Annotated in this window: 17 protein-coding genes; 4 read left to right on the top strand and 13 right to left on the bottom strand. The window is 72.7% G+C overall.

Features of this window, described 5'->3' with window-relative positions; all coding sequences use genetic code 11:
• Window positions 1-8 precede the first annotated feature (8 nt).
• Window positions 9-596: a neocarzinostatin apoprotein domain-containing protein gene (locus AB0B35_RS01035; RefSeq protein WP_361039153.1), complete on the top strand. Its 588-nt coding sequence runs from the start codon at window positions 9-11 to the stop codon at window positions 594-596.
• Window positions 597-644: 48 nt separating this feature from the next.
• Here the strand turns inward: AB0B35_RS01035 and AB0B35_RS01030 are convergent, their stop codons facing one another.
• The 7 genes from AB0B35_RS01030 to AB0B35_RS01000 all read right to left on the bottom strand — a co-directional run bounded on the left by AB0B35_RS01030 (window position 645) and on the right by AB0B35_RS01000 (window position 7,242).
• Window positions 645-2,234 (bottom strand): pectate lyase, encoded by a 1,590-nt coding sequence (locus tag AB0B35_RS01030; protein ID WP_361039151.1) that lies wholly within the window; start codon window positions 2,232-2,234, stop codon window positions 645-647.
• Between the two features lie 497 nt (window positions 2,235-2,731).
• Complete coding sequence (locus AB0B35_RS01025; protein WP_361039148.1) at window positions 2,732-3,850, bottom strand: cytochrome P450; 1,119 nt, start codon at window positions 3,848-3,850, stop codon at window positions 2,732-2,734.
• Complete coding sequence (locus AB0B35_RS01020) at window positions 3,847-4,917, bottom strand: glycosyltransferase family 2 protein (protein ID WP_361039145.1); 1,071 nt, start codon at window positions 4,915-4,917, stop codon at window positions 3,847-3,849. The genes AB0B35_RS01025 and AB0B35_RS01020 overlap by 4 nt, the downstream gene beginning before the upstream one ends.
• A complete protein-coding gene (locus AB0B35_RS01015) occupies window positions 4,905-5,570 on the bottom strand; it encodes a lysophospholipid acyltransferase family protein (protein WP_361039143.1) in 666 nt (221 codons plus the stop codon). The genes AB0B35_RS01020 and AB0B35_RS01015 overlap by 13 nt, the downstream gene beginning before the upstream one ends.
• A complete protein-coding gene (locus tag AB0B35_RS01010; protein WP_361039141.1) occupies window positions 5,563-5,892 on the bottom strand; it encodes a lycopene cyclase domain-containing protein in 330 nt (109 codons plus the stop codon). Before AB0B35_RS01010 ends, AB0B35_RS01015 begins: the two co-directional genes overlap by 8 nt.
• A complete protein-coding gene (locus tag AB0B35_RS01005) occupies window positions 5,882-6,325 on the bottom strand; it encodes a lycopene cyclase domain-containing protein (protein ID WP_361039139.1) in 444 nt (147 codons plus the stop codon). The genes AB0B35_RS01010 and AB0B35_RS01005 overlap by 11 nt, the downstream gene beginning before the upstream one ends.
• On the bottom strand, window positions 6,325-7,242 hold the full coding sequence (locus AB0B35_RS01000; RefSeq protein ID WP_360530276.1) for a phytoene/squalene synthase family protein: 918 nt from the start codon (window positions 7,240-7,242) through the stop codon (window positions 6,325-6,327). Before AB0B35_RS01000 ends, AB0B35_RS01005 begins: the two co-directional genes overlap by 1 nt.
• Before the next feature lie 66 nt (window positions 7,243-7,308).
• On the opposite strand from AB0B35_RS01000, the gene AB0B35_RS00995 reads away from it, so the two are divergent.
• The 3 genes from AB0B35_RS00995 to AB0B35_RS00985 are packed head-to-tail and all read left to right on the top strand — an operon-like array spanning window position 7,309 to window position 10,842.
• A complete protein-coding gene (locus AB0B35_RS00995) occupies window positions 7,309-8,439 on the top strand; it encodes a polyprenyl synthetase family protein (protein ID WP_361039137.1) in 1,131 nt (376 codons plus the stop codon).
• A 17-nt stretch (window positions 8,440-8,456) separates the two neighbouring features.
• A complete protein-coding gene (crtI, locus tag AB0B35_RS00990) occupies window positions 8,457-9,929 on the top strand; it encodes a phytoene desaturase family protein (protein ID WP_361039134.1) in 1,473 nt (490 codons plus the stop codon).
• Window positions 9,930-9,933: 4 nt separating this feature from the next.
• Window positions 9,934-10,842: a MerR family transcriptional regulator gene (locus AB0B35_RS00985; RefSeq protein WP_361039132.1), complete on the top strand. Its 909-nt coding sequence runs from the start codon at window positions 9,934-9,936 to the stop codon at window positions 10,840-10,842.
• 104 nt (window positions 10,843-10,946) lie between these two features.
• Here the strand turns inward: AB0B35_RS00985 and AB0B35_RS00980 are convergent, their stop codons facing one another.
• The 6 genes from AB0B35_RS00980 to AB0B35_RS00955 are packed head-to-tail and all read right to left on the bottom strand — an operon-like array spanning window position 10,947 to window position 15,971.
• Window positions 10,947-11,690: an arylmalonate decarboxylase gene (locus AB0B35_RS00980; protein ID WP_361039129.1), complete on the bottom strand. Its 744-nt coding sequence runs from the start codon at window positions 11,688-11,690 to the stop codon at window positions 10,947-10,949.
• Window positions 11,687-12,349: a hypothetical protein gene (locus AB0B35_RS00975; protein ID WP_361039127.1), complete on the bottom strand. Its 663-nt coding sequence runs from the start codon at window positions 12,347-12,349 to the stop codon at window positions 11,687-11,689. Before AB0B35_RS00975 ends, AB0B35_RS00980 begins: the two co-directional genes overlap by 4 nt.
• Window positions 12,346-13,119, bottom strand: a complete 774-nt coding sequence (locus AB0B35_RS00970) for an SDR family oxidoreductase (RefSeq protein WP_361039124.1) — start codon at window positions 13,117-13,119, stop codon at window positions 12,346-12,348. Before AB0B35_RS00970 ends, AB0B35_RS00975 begins: the two co-directional genes overlap by 4 nt.
• Window positions 13,116-14,066, bottom strand: a complete 951-nt coding sequence (locus AB0B35_RS00965; protein WP_361039121.1) for a hypothetical protein — start codon at window positions 14,064-14,066, stop codon at window positions 13,116-13,118. Before AB0B35_RS00965 ends, AB0B35_RS00970 begins: the two co-directional genes overlap by 4 nt.
• The gene (locus tag AB0B35_RS00960; RefSeq protein ID WP_361039118.1) at window positions 14,059-14,766 is read right to left on the bottom strand and encodes a hypothetical protein; all 708 of its coding nucleotides are present in this window, start codon (window positions 14,764-14,766) and stop codon (window positions 14,059-14,061) included. The genes AB0B35_RS00965 and AB0B35_RS00960 overlap by 8 nt, the downstream gene beginning before the upstream one ends.
• Before the next feature lie 2 nt (window positions 14,767-14,768).
• Window positions 14,769-15,971: an aromatic ring-hydroxylating dioxygenase subunit alpha gene (locus AB0B35_RS00955; protein ID WP_361039116.1), complete on the bottom strand. Its 1,203-nt coding sequence runs from the start codon at window positions 15,969-15,971 to the stop codon at window positions 14,769-14,771.
• Between the last annotated feature and the right edge of the window lie 2 nt (window positions 15,972-15,973).

The following is a 15,973-nucleotide window of genomic DNA, read 5'->3' as shown; positions in this document are numbered from 1 at the left end:
AGGTTTCCATGTGGAGAGCACGTGCGGTCGCGGTCCTCGCCGTCCTAGCGGTGTCCGTGCCGATGATCGGGTCACCGGCGGCCGCGAAGCCGGTGCTGACGCTGAGCAAGTCCAGCGGGCTGAGTGACGGCGCGTCGATCACGGTCAACGGCTCGGGGTTCACCGCGAACCTCAAGCAGATCGCGATCGGGCAGTGCATCGCCGAGGTGAAGGGCCCGACCGACTGCAACCTCGCGGGCGGGGCCCAGTTCGTCAACGCCGACGCCAGCGGGAAGATCCCCCCGGTGACGCTGCGGGTGGCGAAGAAGTTCGGCTCGTTCGACTGCACCAAGCGCCAGTGCGTGATCGCGGCGCAGATCCTGCCGTCGTCGGCCTCGGACGACATCGTCAAGGCCAACGCCACCAGTACGAAGATCTCGTTCGGGACGTCCGGCGGCAGCTCACCCGCGCCGCAGACCTCGCCGGGTGGGACGCTGGCCAAGACCGGGCCGGGGGACGAGCACTGGGTGATCGTGCTGGCCGGCACCGCCCTGCTGCTGCCCGGCGTCGGTTTCCTGCTGCTCATGCCACGCCGCCGCCGGGCCGTCGCGGGCTGAACACGACAGGGGTGGGAGCCCGAACGGCTCCCACCCCTTGTCCATACGTCAGCTGGCGTAGGTCTCGAACTCGGCGACCTTCGGGGTGGCCGACGAGCTGGTGATCCGGAGGGTGACCTTCGTGGTCGAGGTGGCGGTGAAGGTGATGGTGCCCGAGCCGCTGCCCGACTTCAGGACGGCCCCGGTCGCGCCGTTGAGGACCTGCCAGGACCCGATCGCGGAACCCGACGCCTCGCGGATGACGATTCGCGACACCGTCTTGGCGGAGCTCCACTTGACCGAGATGTCACCGGTCGACCCGGAAGGCGACCAGAACGTGCTCAGGTTGCCGTCCTTCACGTTGCCGTAGCTGGTGCCGCTGGCCTTGCTGGAGCCGTCGGCGCCCGCGTCGGAGGCGAGGCTGAGGTTGGTGCCGCTGGGGCTGCTCGACGGCTGCGGGCTCGGCGAGGAGCTGGCCGACGGCGGCGGCGCGGTCGAGCGGGACGGGCTGGCCGACGGGGCGGGGCTGCTCGGGCCCGCGGTCGGCGACACCGGCGTGCAGCTGCCGTTGGACACCTGCAGGCCCTTGTTCGCGCCCGCCGTGGCGGCCACGACGCTCGGTACGCAGCTCGCCGCGTCCAGGGTGTACGCGTACGGGATGCTGACGGTCGTGTTGGACACCACGTTCGGCCCGGCGGGGTTGTTCTCCGAGCCGGGGCTCGACCAGGTCACGTTGTTGAAGACGTTGCCGCTGACCTGCCAGTAGCCGGCCTCGCTGGTGTAGAACGTGCCGAGCACGTCCTTGGAGTTCTGGAAGTAGTTGTTGTCCACCTTGGCGCGTGCCCCGGCCCGCGAGTTGATGCCGGACTCGACCAGGCCCGAGTAGTGGTTGTTGTAGATGTGCGCGATGCCGCCGCGCAGCAGCGGCGTACGCGAGTCGATGTTGCTGTAGTAGTTGTGGTGGAACGTGATGAAGCCGTTGCCGGTGTCGCTCTCGCTGGAGCCGATCAGGCCGCCGCGGCCGGAGTTGCGCAGGATGCTGTAGGACAGGGTCACGTACTGGACGTCGTCCTTCATGTCGAACAGGCCGTCGTAGCCCTCGGACTCGCCGCCGGACGCCTCCAGCGTGACGTGGTCGACCCAGACCCGGCGCACGGTGCTCTCCAAGCCGATGGCGTCACCGCCGTTGGACAGCGGCGAGCCCGACTTCTTGACGTTCCGCACGGTCACGTTCTGGATGATGATGTTGCTGGAGTCCCTGATGTGGATGCCCAGCTGGTCGAAGATCGCGCCGCTGCCGACCCCGATGATCGTGACGTTGCTGATCTCCTTGAGCTCGATCTTGTCGGCGGCGGTGTTGCAGCTGTCGCCGGACACCTTGGTGGTGTTGCCGTGGTTGATCGTCCCGGAGACCTGGATGATGATCGGGGTGCTGCTGCTGGCCCGGTTGCACAGGGCCGCGTGGATCGCGGTGCCCGTGGAGGCCTGCACCGTCGCGCCGCCCGCGCCGCCGGTGGTCCCGCCGTTCTGGGTGGCGTAGCCGGTGACGCCGCCGGTCGCGGCCGCCGCCTGGGGCGCCTGCAGCGCCACACCGACCGCGGCCGCCAGGGCCGTGCCGGCCAGCGCGGCCGAGAGTCGCACAACGACTGGTCGTTTCATCTTCGTCTCGCTTTCGTGTTCGGGCGCGGGTCATCGCCGCTGAATGGTCGATCGCGGCGCGCCGGCCAGGCTTCGGGCCTGTCGCCTGTGGCCGGGCAGGTCGCGGATCGACCGGGAAGGGTGCTCTGGTCGAGGTGGAGCGGTCGTCGGTGCCGTCGCGACCTGGAATCGGGCCTTCGAAGCCGGCGGCGGCTGCGCCCGTGCCGAATCGTCGGGGTCGCGGGCTGCCGTCTCGAGCCGGAGCCGCCCGATCGGGAACGGTCGGGCGTCAGTAGCCACGCGCCCCGGTCACATCCGGCGGGAGGCCCGTTCCGCCGGCGTTTCGGGAAAGCGCATTCCCTAACACGGTGCAGTCCGAACGGGATGAAGTCAATGGATCAACGTGTGCAGGATTGTTGCAGCGCTCGGGCTTTCGACCTCGCACAGGCCATTGACGGGCGTTGGCGTGCGTCGCTACCTTGTCCTATCCGGAATGCGCTTTCCGGGATGGGCGGAGGTCACCAGCGGCGTTCGAGCCACAGGGGTCCGCGAGGGCGCAGCGCGATCGCGGCGCTCGGCGAAGGATCGCCCTCGGCCTGGACGAGTTTCGCCTCGCACCACGGCAGCAGGGCGGCGCGCAGCATGGCTCGGGCCAGGTGCGCGCCCAGGCAGGTGCGCCGCCCGGCGCTGAACGGCAGGAAGCCCCAGGCGGGCCGCCCGCCGTCGAAGCGGTCGGGGCGGAACGTGTCCGGGTCGTCCCACAGCCGGGGGTCGCGGTGGGTGAGCAGCGGGGAGTACAGCACGAGCGTGCCCGCGGGCAGGGGCACGCCGGTGGCGGTGGTGTCGGTGGAGGTGACGCGGCTGCCCAGCCAGCCGGCGGGATACAGCCGCAGGGTCTCGTCGAGCACCTGGCCGAGCGTGTCGGCCTGCCGCCACTCGGGTGCCCCGGCAAGGTGCCACAGGGCCCAGGCGAGGGTGTGCGCGGTGGTGTCGTAGCCGGCGGCGAGCCCGACCCGGATCTCCGCGACGGCGTCGTCCAGGCCGGACAGGGCCTCGGCCAGGCTGCCCGGCGGCGGGTCGGCGAGGATCGCCGCGATGGCGGCGTCGAGCCGCCGGAACAGCAGCGGGCGCGGGATCATCGGGCCGGGCGCGGGATGCTGCAGCGGGTGCAGGAAGTCGGCGAGCAGCCGGTCGGGCATGGTGTTGGCGAAGAACGCGGCGTTGAGCATGCGGCGCACCACACCGCTGGCCCAGCCCAGCGCCTCGAACCGGCCGGTGGGCAGGTCTGCCCGCGCCACCAGGTCGAGCTGTTCCAGCAGGTGGCCCAGAGCACGGGCGTGGAAGTGCGGGTTCAGCTCGCGGCGGCGCGGGTCGTGTTCCGGGTTGTCCTGGTAGACCACCCCGGCGGACAGATACGGCGTGAGGCCGCTGAGGCTGCCGACGCTGCGGAAGGTGTCCAGGTCGCCGAGCACGGCCCGGTTCCAGTCCGGGGTGTAGCCGACCACGGCGGTGCGCCACAGCCGCAGCCGGAACACGTCGCCGGTGCGGGCCCCGTCGCGCAGCAGCCGCACCGGATCGGTGGACCACCGCCACAGGTGGCCCAGCAGGGGCGTGCCCGCAGGGGAGGGGAGCGTCACCGGTACTCCCGTCCCTTCCAGACCGCGGTGCGGCGCAGCGCGGTCAGGTAGACGGGCAGCGCGGCGGGCGCGGTGAACGGCACCAGCGCGGCTTCGGCGTACGCCCCGCGCCCGGTCTTGGCGTTGGACAGCACCCGCTCGGCGAGGCCGAGCACCGCGGCGACCCGCCAGCCGGGGCCGCGCCGCCACAGCAGCCAGGGCACCGTATAGGCGACCAGGTTCCCGGCGAAGCTCGCCGCGAGCAGCACGTCGCTGCCGTTGTGCGCGGCCCGCATGCTCTTGCCGACCCCGCGCACCGCGCTGCGGTAGTCGTCGTACATGCGGGTGCTCACCAGGTCGCCGCCCAGCGCGAGGCCGAGCTTGAGCCCCTTGCGGCGGCTGAGCCTGGCCAGCTCCAGGTCCTCGACGATCTCCCCGGCGACCGCGGCGTGCCCGCCGAGGTGCTCGTACGCGGCGCGCCGGAAGGCCAGCAGCTGTCCGTTGGCCACCGCGGCGGCCGGGATCGGCAGGTCGAGCAGCTGGAACGGCAGGAAGCCGAGCAGGTTCTCGTCGATCAGCGGGACCAGGAAGCGCTCGCCCAGCGTGCCGGTCTGCTGGCGCGGGAACACCGAGAACACGCCGGCCCGCTGGCGGCGCTGCTGCGCCCACACCGCGTCCAGCGCCCCGGGCCGCAGGGTCACGTCCGCGTCCAGGTAGACCAGCAGGTCACCGGTGGCCGCCTGGGCGAGCTGGTGGCAGGCCCAGTTCTTGCCGATCCAGCCCTCCGGCCGGGGCGCGCCGGTGATCAGTCTCAGGCGCGGGTCGGCGAAGCCCGCCACGACGTCGGCGGTGCCGTCGGTGGAGCCGTCGTCGAGGACCAGGATCTCCTCGGCGGGCTGGGCGAGCAGGCCGGGCAGCGTGTACGGCAGCCGCGCGGCCTCGTCGCGGGCGGGCACCAGCAGCGACGTGCGCGGCCGCCCCGGCGCGGACTGGCCGCGGGCCAGCACCGGGAACGAGTGCGCGTTGCTCAGCAGCCCGGCCGTCTTGACCAGGTGGAAACCCGCGACGGCGGTGCTCAGGACGCCCATGGCGCGGTCCTCTGCACGGTGTCGATCTGTTCGTCGACGCTGCGCCGCCCGGCGAGCACCCGCCGGAAACTGGCCAGCGGGCGGCGCGGCTCGGCGGCGGCGAGCTGGCCGTCCAGGGCCGACAGGTCGGCGGCCAGGGTCTCGGCGAGCCGCTCGGTGACCTGGCCGTCGCTGCCGCGGCGGGTCACCTCGGTGCAGGAGACGTACGCCTCGGGCCTGGTGTGGCCGCGCATGACGACCCGGACCGCGACCGCGTACAGCGGCACGCGCGCCTGGCGGGCGTACCAGGCGGCGCCGGGCGACAGCGGGCCGGGCGGCCCGGCGGGGCGCAGCTCGCCCTCGGGGTAGATGACCAGGGTGCGGCCGTCGGCCAGGTGCCGCAGCCCGGTGCGGGGCTCGGCGGTGCCGAACACCCCGACCCGTCGCACGAACCGGTAGCGGGCCAGGTTGTCCTGCTGCATGAGCAGGCACGCGGGGTGCCGCGAGCGCTCCAGCACGACGGACGCGACGAACGGGTCCCACCAGCTGTGGTGGTTGGCCGCCCAGACGAACGGCCCGCGGGGCAGCCCGCCGCGCAGCCACACCCCGCGCAGGTCCCGGCGCACCAGGTAGGTGAAGCCGTGGCGCAGGAACGCCGCCACCGGGTCACGCATCCCGGGCCTCGCCGTCGGCGGCCGGCCGTTGCCGCTGCCACAGCAGCAGGGTCAGGGTGATCAGGGCGAGGCCGAACCCGTAGTCCTCGACCGGGATGTGCCACGGCGCGCGTACGCCGCTGATCTGCTCCTCGGCGTAGTGCACCACGGTCGCGTCGGGCCGGGTCAGCCAGCCGTCGACCGGCACCATGAAGGCCAGCGAGACCGCCACCGTCAGCCAGTACCGGGCCGTGCGCAGCAGCCCGGTGCGCAGCACCGCGAGCTCCAGGGCCACCACGGCGACCGGGGCCGCCACGGCGGCGATGGTGTACTCAGCGGCCACGTCGGCCACCCGTGGCTTCCGGCTGAACGGGGGACCCGGCCGGGCCCGACGGAACGGCGGCACCCGGCAGCGACCGGCCGGGACGGCGGGCACGGCCGAGCAGCCCGGCTCGCTCGGCACGCCGGAGCAGCCGCGGGCCCTGGCCGAGCACTTCGAAGGTGAGCAGCGCGCACAGCGGCACGACCAGGAAGAACAGCCACTCTTCCCACGGTAGGCCCGCGACGGTGACGCCGGTGGTGTACCGGTCGGAGAACCACCAGTGGCCGCGGGCCGTCGCGATCAGATCCCAGGTCACGAACACGGCCACCACCGGGGCCAGCGTGGACACCAGGCGGCGCGGCTGCCGGTAGACGCGCGCGCCGAGCACAGCCTCCAGTGGCAGCGTCACGGCGACGCAGGCGGCCAGGATCAGCAGGTAGCGCAGCGCGTCCATCAGCTCGCCCGCTCCGGCGCGCGGGGCGTCGCGACAGGGGTGCCGGCGGGGGTGAGCAGGCAGCGGGCGGCCACCTGCAACCGGCGATGGGTGGGCACTGTCGCGCGGCGGGCGAACACGTCGAGGTCGGCCCTTTCGATCTCGTCGAGGATGCCGCCGTACAGGTGGAACGCGGTGCGGATGCAGGCCTGCGAGGTCGGCGCGAGCATGGTGACGCCGGGGGCCGCTGCCGCGTAGTGCTCCCGGGCCCGGGTGATCTCGTAGCGGACCAGTTCCCGGATGGCAGTGGTGGCGGTGCCGCGCGCCGCCGCCTGGTGCAGCTCGGCCGGGCTGACGCCGAACGTGCGCAGGTCGCGCTGGGGCAGGTAGATCCGCCCCCGCTGCAGGTCCTCGCCGATGTCGCGCAGGAAGTTGGTCAGCTGGAAGGCCAGGCCGAGCTGCCGGGCGGGTTCGCGGGCGGCCTCGGCGTCGGCCGGTTCCAGGATCGGCAGCATCATCGTGCCGATCACCGCGGCGCTGCCCTCCATGTAGCCGAGCAGGTCGTCGTAGTCGGCGTACTCGGTGACCTCCAGGTCCATGGCCATGCTGCGCAGGAACGACGCGAAGTCGGCGCGGTCCATGTCGAAGCGCTCGATGGTGTGCAGCACGGCGGGCAGCAGCGGGTCGTCGACGGCAGCCCCGTGCAGGCCGGCCACGAAACGGTCGGACCACTCGCGCAGCCGGGCGGCGCGCTCGCCGTCCGGCAGGTAGTCGGTGCTGTCGACGATCTCGTCGGCGTAGCGGGTGAAGCCGTAGAGCGCGTGCACGTGCGGCCGCTTCCAGGCCGGGAGCAGGCGGGTGGCCAGGTAGTACGTGCGGCCGTGGCGGCGGTGCAGCTGCCGGCAGCGCTCGTACGCGGCGGCGAGTTCAGGCTCCACGGGGCTCTCCTCGGAAAAATCGACTCAACAATCGACGCAACTTCGACTCTACGCTAATCTGAGCGCGTGGCAAACGACACCTTCTCCGCGACCGCTCCTTCCTTTACCCCGACCGCGGGTCCCGGGTCGGTAGACCACGCCGTCGACCTGCACGAACAAGTCGAGCAAGCGCTCAGCGACTTCGTGCTCGCCGAGACGGCGGCACTGCTCGACGTCGACCACGCGCTCGAACCGCTGCTGGCCGCCGCCCGCGACGCGGTGCTCGGTGGGGGCAAGCGCATCCGGCCGCTGTTCGCCTACTGGGGCTGGCGCAGCGTGGCCGGCCCGGCCGCGCCTGTGCAGCCGGTGCTGCCCGCGCTCGCCGCGCTGGAGCTGCTGCACGCGTTCGCCCTGGTCCACGACGACGTGATGGACCGTTCGGCGACCCGCCGGGGCCGCCCCACCGCGCACCGGGCGCTGGCCGCGGCACACGCCGGGCAGCGGCTGCGCGGCGACGCCGAGCGCTTCGGCGACTCCGGCGCGATCCTCGTCGGCGACCTGTGCCTGGTCTGGGCCGACCGGCTGATGAGCCGGGCGAAGGTGCCCGCTCCGGCGCTGGCGGGCGCGCGGGCCGCGTACGACCGGATGCGGGTCGAGGCCATCGCCGGGCAGTTCCTGGACGTGCTCGGCGACCACGCGCGCAGCTGGTCCCCGGAGCGGGCGCTGCGCACCGCGCGCCTCAAGACCGCCGGTTACACCGCCACCTGGCCGCTGCACTACGGCGCGGCGCTCGCCGGGGCCACCGGCACCGCGTTCGCGCGCGGGCCGCTGGGACGCGCCTACACCCGCTACGGCCTGGCCGTCGGCGAGGCGTTCCAGCTGCGCGACGACCTGCTCGGCCTGTACGGCGAACCCGCCGTCACCGGCAAACCGGTCGGCGACGACCTGGGCAAGCCGACCATGCTCCTGCTGCTGGCCCGCGCTCTGGCGAACGCGGCCCAGCATGCCGAGCTGGATAAACTGCTCGCCGCCGAGCAGCCCGACGTGACCCGGCTGGCCGAGGTGGTCCGCGCGACCGGGGCCGCGCGGCGGCTCAGCGACATGATCACCGAGCGGGTGGCCGACGCGCAGGGCGCGCTCGCGGACGCGCCGCTGGACGAGTCCGTCCGCGCCGCGCTGGGTGAACTGGCCGCCGCCGTAGCCTGGCGCGCGGCATGACCGGAAGGAGCGCACGCATGCGGACGGTTCCCGGACACACCGACCACGTGGTCGTGGTGGGGGCAGGGCTGGGCGGGCTGGCCTGCGCGCTGCACCTGGCCGGGGCGGGCCGGCAGGTTACCGTGCTGGAACGTGAGGACGTGCCGGGCGGGCGGGCCGGTCGGCTCGACCGCGACGGCTACACCTTCGACACCGGCCCGACCGTGCTGACCATGCCCGACCTGATCGCCGAGGCGTTCGCCGCGGTCGGCGAGGAGATGGCCGACTGGCTCACCCTCACCCCGCTGGACCCGGCCTACCGGGCCTGGTTCGCCGACGGTTCGAAACTCGACGTGATCGCCGACCCGGAACGCATGGCCGAGGAGATCACGCGGGTCTGCGGCCCGCGCGAGGCCGACGGCTACCGGCGCTTCGTCGACTACGCCCGCCGGCTGTGGGAGCTGGAGCGGCACGACTTCATCGAGCGCAACTTCGACAGCCCGCGCGACCTGCTCACCGCGAACCTGCTGCGGCTGGTCGCGGCGGGCGCGTTCGGGCGGCTGCAGAACCGCATCGACACCTTCCTCAAGGACGACCGCACCAGGCGGGTCTTCTCGTTCCAGGCGATGTACGCGGGCCTGTCCCCGCACAAGGCGCTGGCCGTGTACACCGTCATCGCCTACCTCGACTCCGTCGCCGGGGTGTACTTCCCGCGCGGCGGCATGCACGCGCTGCCGACCGCCATGGCCGCCGCCGCCGAGAAGCACGGTGTGCGCATGCGCTACGGCACCCAGGCGCTGCGCGTCGAGACCGGCGGCGGCCGGGCGACCGCGGTGATCACCACGGACGGCGAGCGCATCCCCGCCGACGCGGTCGTGCTCAACCCGGACACCGCCGCCGCGCACGCGCTGCTGCCCGGCTCGAAGCCCCGGCGGCTGCGCTACTCGCCGTCCTGCGTGGTCATGCACGTCGGCTCCGATGCCGAGTACACCGAGGCCGGTCACCACAACATCCACTTCGGACGGAAGTGGCGGCGCACCTTCGACGAGGTGATCAGCAAGGGGGAGCTGATGAGCGATCCGTCGCTGCTGGTCACCAACCCCAGCCGCACCGACCCGTCGGTCGCCCCGGACGGACGGCACACCTACTACGTGCTCGCGCCCGTCCCGAACCTGGTCGCCGGGGAGCAGGACTGGCGCGGCGGGCTCGCCGACCGGTACGCCGACGAGCTGATCGACGTGCTCGAAGCGCGCGGCTACCCCGGCTTCAAGGCGGGGGTGCAGACCCGGACCGTCGTCACCCCGGCCGACTGGGCCGAGCTGGGCATGGACGCGGGCACCCCGTTCGCGGCCGCCCACACGCTGACCCAGTCGGGCCCGTTCCGGCCGCGCAACCTGCACCCGGCGCTGCCCAACGTGGTCTTCACCGGCTCCGGCACCACCCCGGGCGTCGGCGTGCCGATGGTGCTGATCTCAGGCAAGCTCGCCGCCCACCGGATCACCGGCGGCTGACGCCATGAGCGAGCACCGCGAGCGAATCGACGGCGTGGGCGGGCAGGGGCGCAGCGCCGGGGACGTCGCGCGGCGGCTCGGTGTCGCGGTGACCACGCTGCGCACCTGGCACCAGCGGTACGGCCTCGGGCCGAGCGAGCACGTCGCGCACCGGCACCGCCGGTACACCCCCGACGACGTGGCCCGGCTCGAGGTGATGTGCCGGCTGACCACCGAGGGTGTGCCCGCGCACGAGGCGGCCCGGATCGCGCTGGCCGGGCTGCCCGGCGAACCCGCCGCGGCCCGCTTCGCCCCGGAGCCCGACCCGTCGGCGCGGGGGCTGACCATCGCCGCGGTGCGCCTGGACATGCCCGCGATGCTGTCGACCATCGCCTCGGCCGTACGCGGCCGCGGCGTCGTCTACGCCTGGGACCACCTGCTGTGCCCGGTGCTGGTCGAGGTGGCCCGGCGGCAGCAGCCGGACGGCCACATGATCGAGGTGGAGCACCTGCTGTCCCGCTGCATCCTGGAGGTGCTGTGGACGGTGCCCCGGCCGTTCGGCGCGTCCGCCGCGCGTACGCTGCTGGCCTGCGCCGCCGAGGAGCAGCATACGCTGCCGCTGGAGGCGCTGGCCGCCGCGCTGGCCGAGCAGGGCTGCGGCAGCCGCATGCTCGGCGCCCGCGTCCCGCCGCTGGCCCTGGCCGACGCGATACGGCGTACCGGCCCCGCCGCCGTGTTCATCTGGTCCCAGTTCGCCGCGACCGGCGACCCGGCCCAGCTCAGCCCGGTCCTGGCCGCCCGCCCCCGACCGGCCCTCATCGCCGCCGCCGGCCCCGGCTGGTCCGACCCGCTCCCCGACGGCGTCTCCCGTCCGGCCGACCTGACCGACGCCCTCCGCCTGGCCCTCCCCGTCACCGCCCCCCGCCCCCGCTGACCCCGTTCGCGGGCCGCGTTTTCATAGACGTTGGCCTATCACGTCGAGTTTTCGTGCCTCGGAGTCGATGTAGTAGGCCGACGTCGATCGCAAGGCGGAGCGGGTCAGTGGTCGCGGAGCAGGGAGCCCGCGCCGTGGACCTTGTCGTCGATGCCGTTGTCGCGCAGGGCCATCCACCAGGTCGCGGCGTTGATCGCGATGACGGGCTTGCCCAGCCAGCGTTCCGCCTCATCGGCCAGCCGCACCATGGACAGGTTCGTGCCGCACTGCACGATCGCGTCGACGTCCGGGCCGTCGACCTCGCGGATCGCCGCGCGCAGCTCGTCCTCGGTCACGTGCGCGATCGCGACCGCCGTCGGGCACTTCAGGCCCTCGATCGCGGTGACCTCGAAACCGATCTCGCTGAAGAACTTCACCACGTTCTGGTCGCCGACCGGCTGGTACGGCGTGACCACGCCGATGCGCCGCGCCCCGTAGAGCTTCAGAGCCCGCTCGCAGGCCTCGGCACCGGTGGCGACCTCCAGCCCGGTGATCGCCTTGATCTGGCGGACGAACTCGCGGTTGCCCTCGACCCCGCCCCAGAACGTCTCCGCCGACATGCCCATGACCACGTAGTCGGGCTCGCAGGTCAGCACCCGCTCGCAGGCGGCTCCGATCTCGTCGCGGATCTGCGTCAGCAGGTGCTCGAAGTTCGCGTCGTCGGACAGGTCCTGGTTGCGGATGTGGATCCGCGAGAAGTGCGCGGTCACCCCCGGCACCGTCATCGAGTAGAAGTCCGGCTCGACGATCGTGTTCGTCGACGGCGCGATCACCCCGAACTTGCGCCGCCACCCCAGTGCGTCGGTCATGCGGGCACCTCCACAGGACGAAGGCCGGCGGCGCGGGACGCGCGGACGGTGAGCAGGGCGGCGGTCAGGAAGACGGCCTGGGCGAGGGTGTTGGTGCCCTGCTCCAGCCATTGGAAGGCCAGCGTCTCGTGCTCGGGGTGGTTGCGCAGCGGCACCAGCGAGGTGACGGCGACGATGCCGAGCACGAAGAGCACGACCGCGACCCAGGCCCGGCGGCGGCCGGCCAGCACCGCGCCGAGCACGCTGATCAGCGTGACGCCGGTGGTGGCCGCGACGAACGCGGGCTGCACGCCGCCCGATGCGACCGCCGCCCCCGCGACCCCCACACCCACCAGGGCGTACGGCCACCACGGCGCGCGCCGCCCGCGCAGGGTCGTGTGCAGCGACCACAGCACCAGCAGCGCGCCGGCCGCCATCAGCGGGAAAAGCGACTGCTCCAGCCAGCGCAGGTCGTGGCCGAACGAGGACAGGATGAGCTTCCAGGTGGACTTGGCCACCCCGCCCAGCCCGATCAGCGCGCCCCCGAGCCGCCCGGCCGCGGCGGCCCGCCGGTCGATCGTGGCGGACGCCCCGCCGAGCAGCCAGAACCCGGCCAGCGCCAGCAGCGTGGGGACGTAGTCCTCCAGCGCCAGGATCACCGGGTAGTCGTTGGTGTTCACGCGTCCTCCCCGAACACGTCACGCTTGCGGAACGCGGTCAGGAACCGCCAGAACGCCTTGCCCTGTCTCAGCCACGCCACCCGGGCCCCGTTCTTCGCCCCGGCCAGCACCTTTTCGGCCAGCCACGGGGTGACGGTCTCCACCCGGTCCGCCAGGATGTTGAAGACCTTCTTCGCCTGCGCCAGTTCTTCCGGGGTGTAGTCGTGCGTCAGCAGTTCGGTGACGACCATGCCGGGGGACAGGTGGTGCACGGTCACCCCGGTGCCGTCCACCTCCTTGGCGAGGCTGTCCGTGGTGTAGGTGACGGCCCGCTTGGTCGCGCCGTACACGGTGAGCCCGGGGCGGCGCATGCCGTTGGACCCGAAGCCCTCCATGTTCCACAGCGCGCCCGCGCCCTGGGCCCGCATCCCGGCCAGCGCGACGGCACTGGCGTGCAGCAGGCCGCGCAGGTTCAGGTCCACGGTCGCGTCGAGCGCTTCGGGGTCGAGTTCCCACAGCTTGCGCCGGGCCGGGGACATGCCCGCGTTGTTGATCCAGATGTCGACCCGCCCGTGCCGCTCGACGGCCGCGTCCCACAGTCGCTGCACCGCTTCGCGATCGGTGACGTCGGCGACCACGCCGTACGCCGCCGGGACCTGCTCGCCGGCCCGCTTGACCGAGTCGACGGACCGTCCGCAGTAGACGACCTGCGCACCTCGTGCGGCCAGCTCCCGCACCAGCCCGAGCCCGATGCCCCTGGTCCCACCGGTGACGACGACGACTGTGCTCACGCGGCGTCCTCCCACTCCAGGAGGCCGTGCAGGACGCTGTCGAGCACGTTGCCCTGGAAGATCTCGTAGACGACGGCGAGGCGTCTGCCCGCCGACATGCCGGGCTCGGCGTCGATCATGAACTCGCGGTACCTCACCTTGGTGACATCCGTGAAGTGCAGGGAGCCGAACGCGGCGCGACCGAAGGCGACCGCGTTGCCCCAGGCGTCGGGGCCCTCGTGGAACAGCCGGTTGCCGTCGCGCCGGGCCGAGGCCGTGGCGCTGCGGTTCAGGGCTCCGGACCAGGTCAGGGTGCGGCGGGTGTGCAGCAGGTCGACCGGTTCGAGGGCGATGCGCACGTCGACGGTGCCGCGCGGCTTCTGGTCGGCGCCCCAGAGTTCGCAGCTGCCCGCGTACGCCCCCGATTGTTTGGTGGGCATGATGTGCGGGACCGGGCCGCGGCGCGTCTCGGCGGCCAGGAACTCGGTGACCCGGGCCTGGGTGGCGGGGTTGTCGTCGTGGTCGGTGCTGCGGGTGTAGACGCCGTTGAAGCAGCCGACGACGGACCAGCCCTGGTAGAGCACGGACGAGTACACCTGGGTCTGCCCGTCGGGCAGGATCTGGTTCCAGGTGTTCAGGTCGACCTGCCAGCCGGGGCCGTAGTAGTGCGAGTCGACGAACGAGCCGTAGGGCTGGCCGGTGCCGTAGAAGTCCGGCCCGGTGTACACCCGGTCGTCGTCGGCGTCCTCGACCCCGAACGCGAACGGCGCGCCCAGCCGGAACTGCCCGGCCAGCGGCCCGCCCCCGGTGAGCCCGCCGTCCATGTAGTACGTGGTCACGCCGTTCTCGAAGACCGACGAGCGCCGGATGTCCTCGTATCCGCACCAGGTGCCGGTGGCGTCGAACAGCGACGGCCGGCCGTGCCACTCACCGGTGATGCGCTTCTGCCACTCGCTGGGCTCAGCCATTGGCCACCAGCTCGGCCCGGATCGCGTCGGTGGTCGCGTCGCCGAGCAGCCGGGACACCTGCGCCCAGACCGGGTCGACGTCGCGGCTGAAGATGTTGCCGCGCACCGCCGCGTCCCGGGCCGCCAGGTCGACGCCGTCCGGGGCGGGCAGGCCCTTCTCGACCAGCGTGGACCAGTGGTCGGCGTACGCGTTCACGTGCGCGTCGATGCTCGCGAAGGCTTCCTCGGTGGCGCGGTTGACCAGCATCCAGGGCGACATGACGGCGCGCTGGCGCGGGCCGACCGCGGCCGGGGACAGGCCCTCGGTCGCCGAGGCGGCCTCGAACACGGGGGTCAGCGGGTGGAAGGCCGCGTCCAGGTAGGGCAGGTTGACGGCCAGGTCGGCGCGGGGGATCAGGTCCAGGTGGAAGGCGTGGTATGAGCCGCCGTACACCGAGTCGAGGGTGAAGTGCGGGACGGCCGAGTCCTCGGGAGTGAACGCGAAGATCATGTGGCTGTCCAGGTGGATCATCGGGACGACCAGGCCGACGTACACGACCTTGGCCACCGCCTCGCCCCGGAAGATCCGCACCGAGCCGACCGGGGCGGGCGACATCGGGCTGGTCAGCTCGGCCAGTGGGGTGTCCTGCGCGACCAGGTCGGGATGGCGGGCGAGGATACGTTGCAGGGTGCGCTCGCACAGGTCGGCGGGCAGGCTCACGGTCACTCCTCAGGGGTGGATTCGGACTCGGCCGCGGCGGCCGCGTCCCAGGCGGCCTGGACGGTCGGGTGCTCGCCCCGGGCCTTGTGCACCCAGGCGCGGGCCAGCTCGGGGTTCTCCCGGCGGGCCGGGGACGCGATCACGGTCGCGGTGCGGCGCGGCACGTCGCCGGTGATGCTGTCCTCCTCGGACAGCAGCCAGCCCTTCTCGGCCAGTTCCTGGCGGCGGCGGCGGTAGTGCACCGCGATCAGGTCGCTCTTGATGTGCAGCTCCGCGCCCAGGTCGAAGGGCAGCAGCTCGGGCCGCACCTTGTTCACGACCTCCGCGTCCTCGTAGAAGATCTTCAGCGTGCGGTTGATCGCGTTCTTGTCGGCCCACTTGCCGGTGAAGAAGGTGCGCAGCGCGACCCACTTGACCAGCGTGGTGGTCTCGTCGACCGGGATGTTGGTGTCGTAGATGATCAGCTCGCCGATCGGCAGCCGCACGTGCAGCTTGATCATGTTGGGCAGCATCCAGCCGGCCGAGGTGCGCACCGGCGGGCGGTTGTTCAGGTCGCCCTTGTTGCGGTTCAGCGCGGCCCAGATGCCCTTCGGCCGCGGCGGGTACAGGTCCACCGTCGCGAACGCCGACCACTCGTCGGGGGTCTCCAACTCGTACTCGGCGACCTCGGGGCGCTCCGGGTTGCCGAACGCGCCCGCGTGCACGAACGGCGCGTGCGCGATGTCGCAGCCGTTCTCCAGGATGCGCTCGTAGTTCGCCTTCCACAGGAACTCGCCGGTCACCGCCCGGAAGCGGCCGCCGTTCTCCTGCAGGTCGTCGAACTCCGGCCACACCGGGATCGGCGGGCGCTCGGACTCCGGCAGGTCGCCCATGTACACCCAGACGAAGCCGTACTTCTCGGCCACCGGGTACGAGTCGACGCGGGCCTTCTTCGGGATGGCGCGGCCGGGCAGGTTCGCCGGGATCTTCGTGCACTGGCCGTCGGCGTCGTACTCCCAGCCGTGATACGGGCACACGATGCAGCCGTCCTTGGTCCAGCCGCCGGACAGCGCCGCGCCGCGGTGCACGCACAGGTCGGAGAGCGCCACCGGGCGGCCCTTCGGCGTGCGGTAGAGGGCCAGGTGCTGGCCGAGCACGGTGACCCGGGCCGGCTTGACGGTCACCCGGTCGGAGAACTCGACCGCGTACCAGAAGTTCTTCAACATGG

Origin of the sequence: Catellatospora sp. NPDC049133, from assembly GCF_040648455.1 — a bacterium.
Taxonomy (GTDB): domain Bacteria; phylum Actinomycetota; class Actinomycetes; order Mycobacteriales; family Micromonosporaceae; genus Catellatospora; species Catellatospora aurea.
Note: the sequence above shows the minus strand (reverse complement) of the source record. Positions and strands in the feature narration are given on the sequence as shown.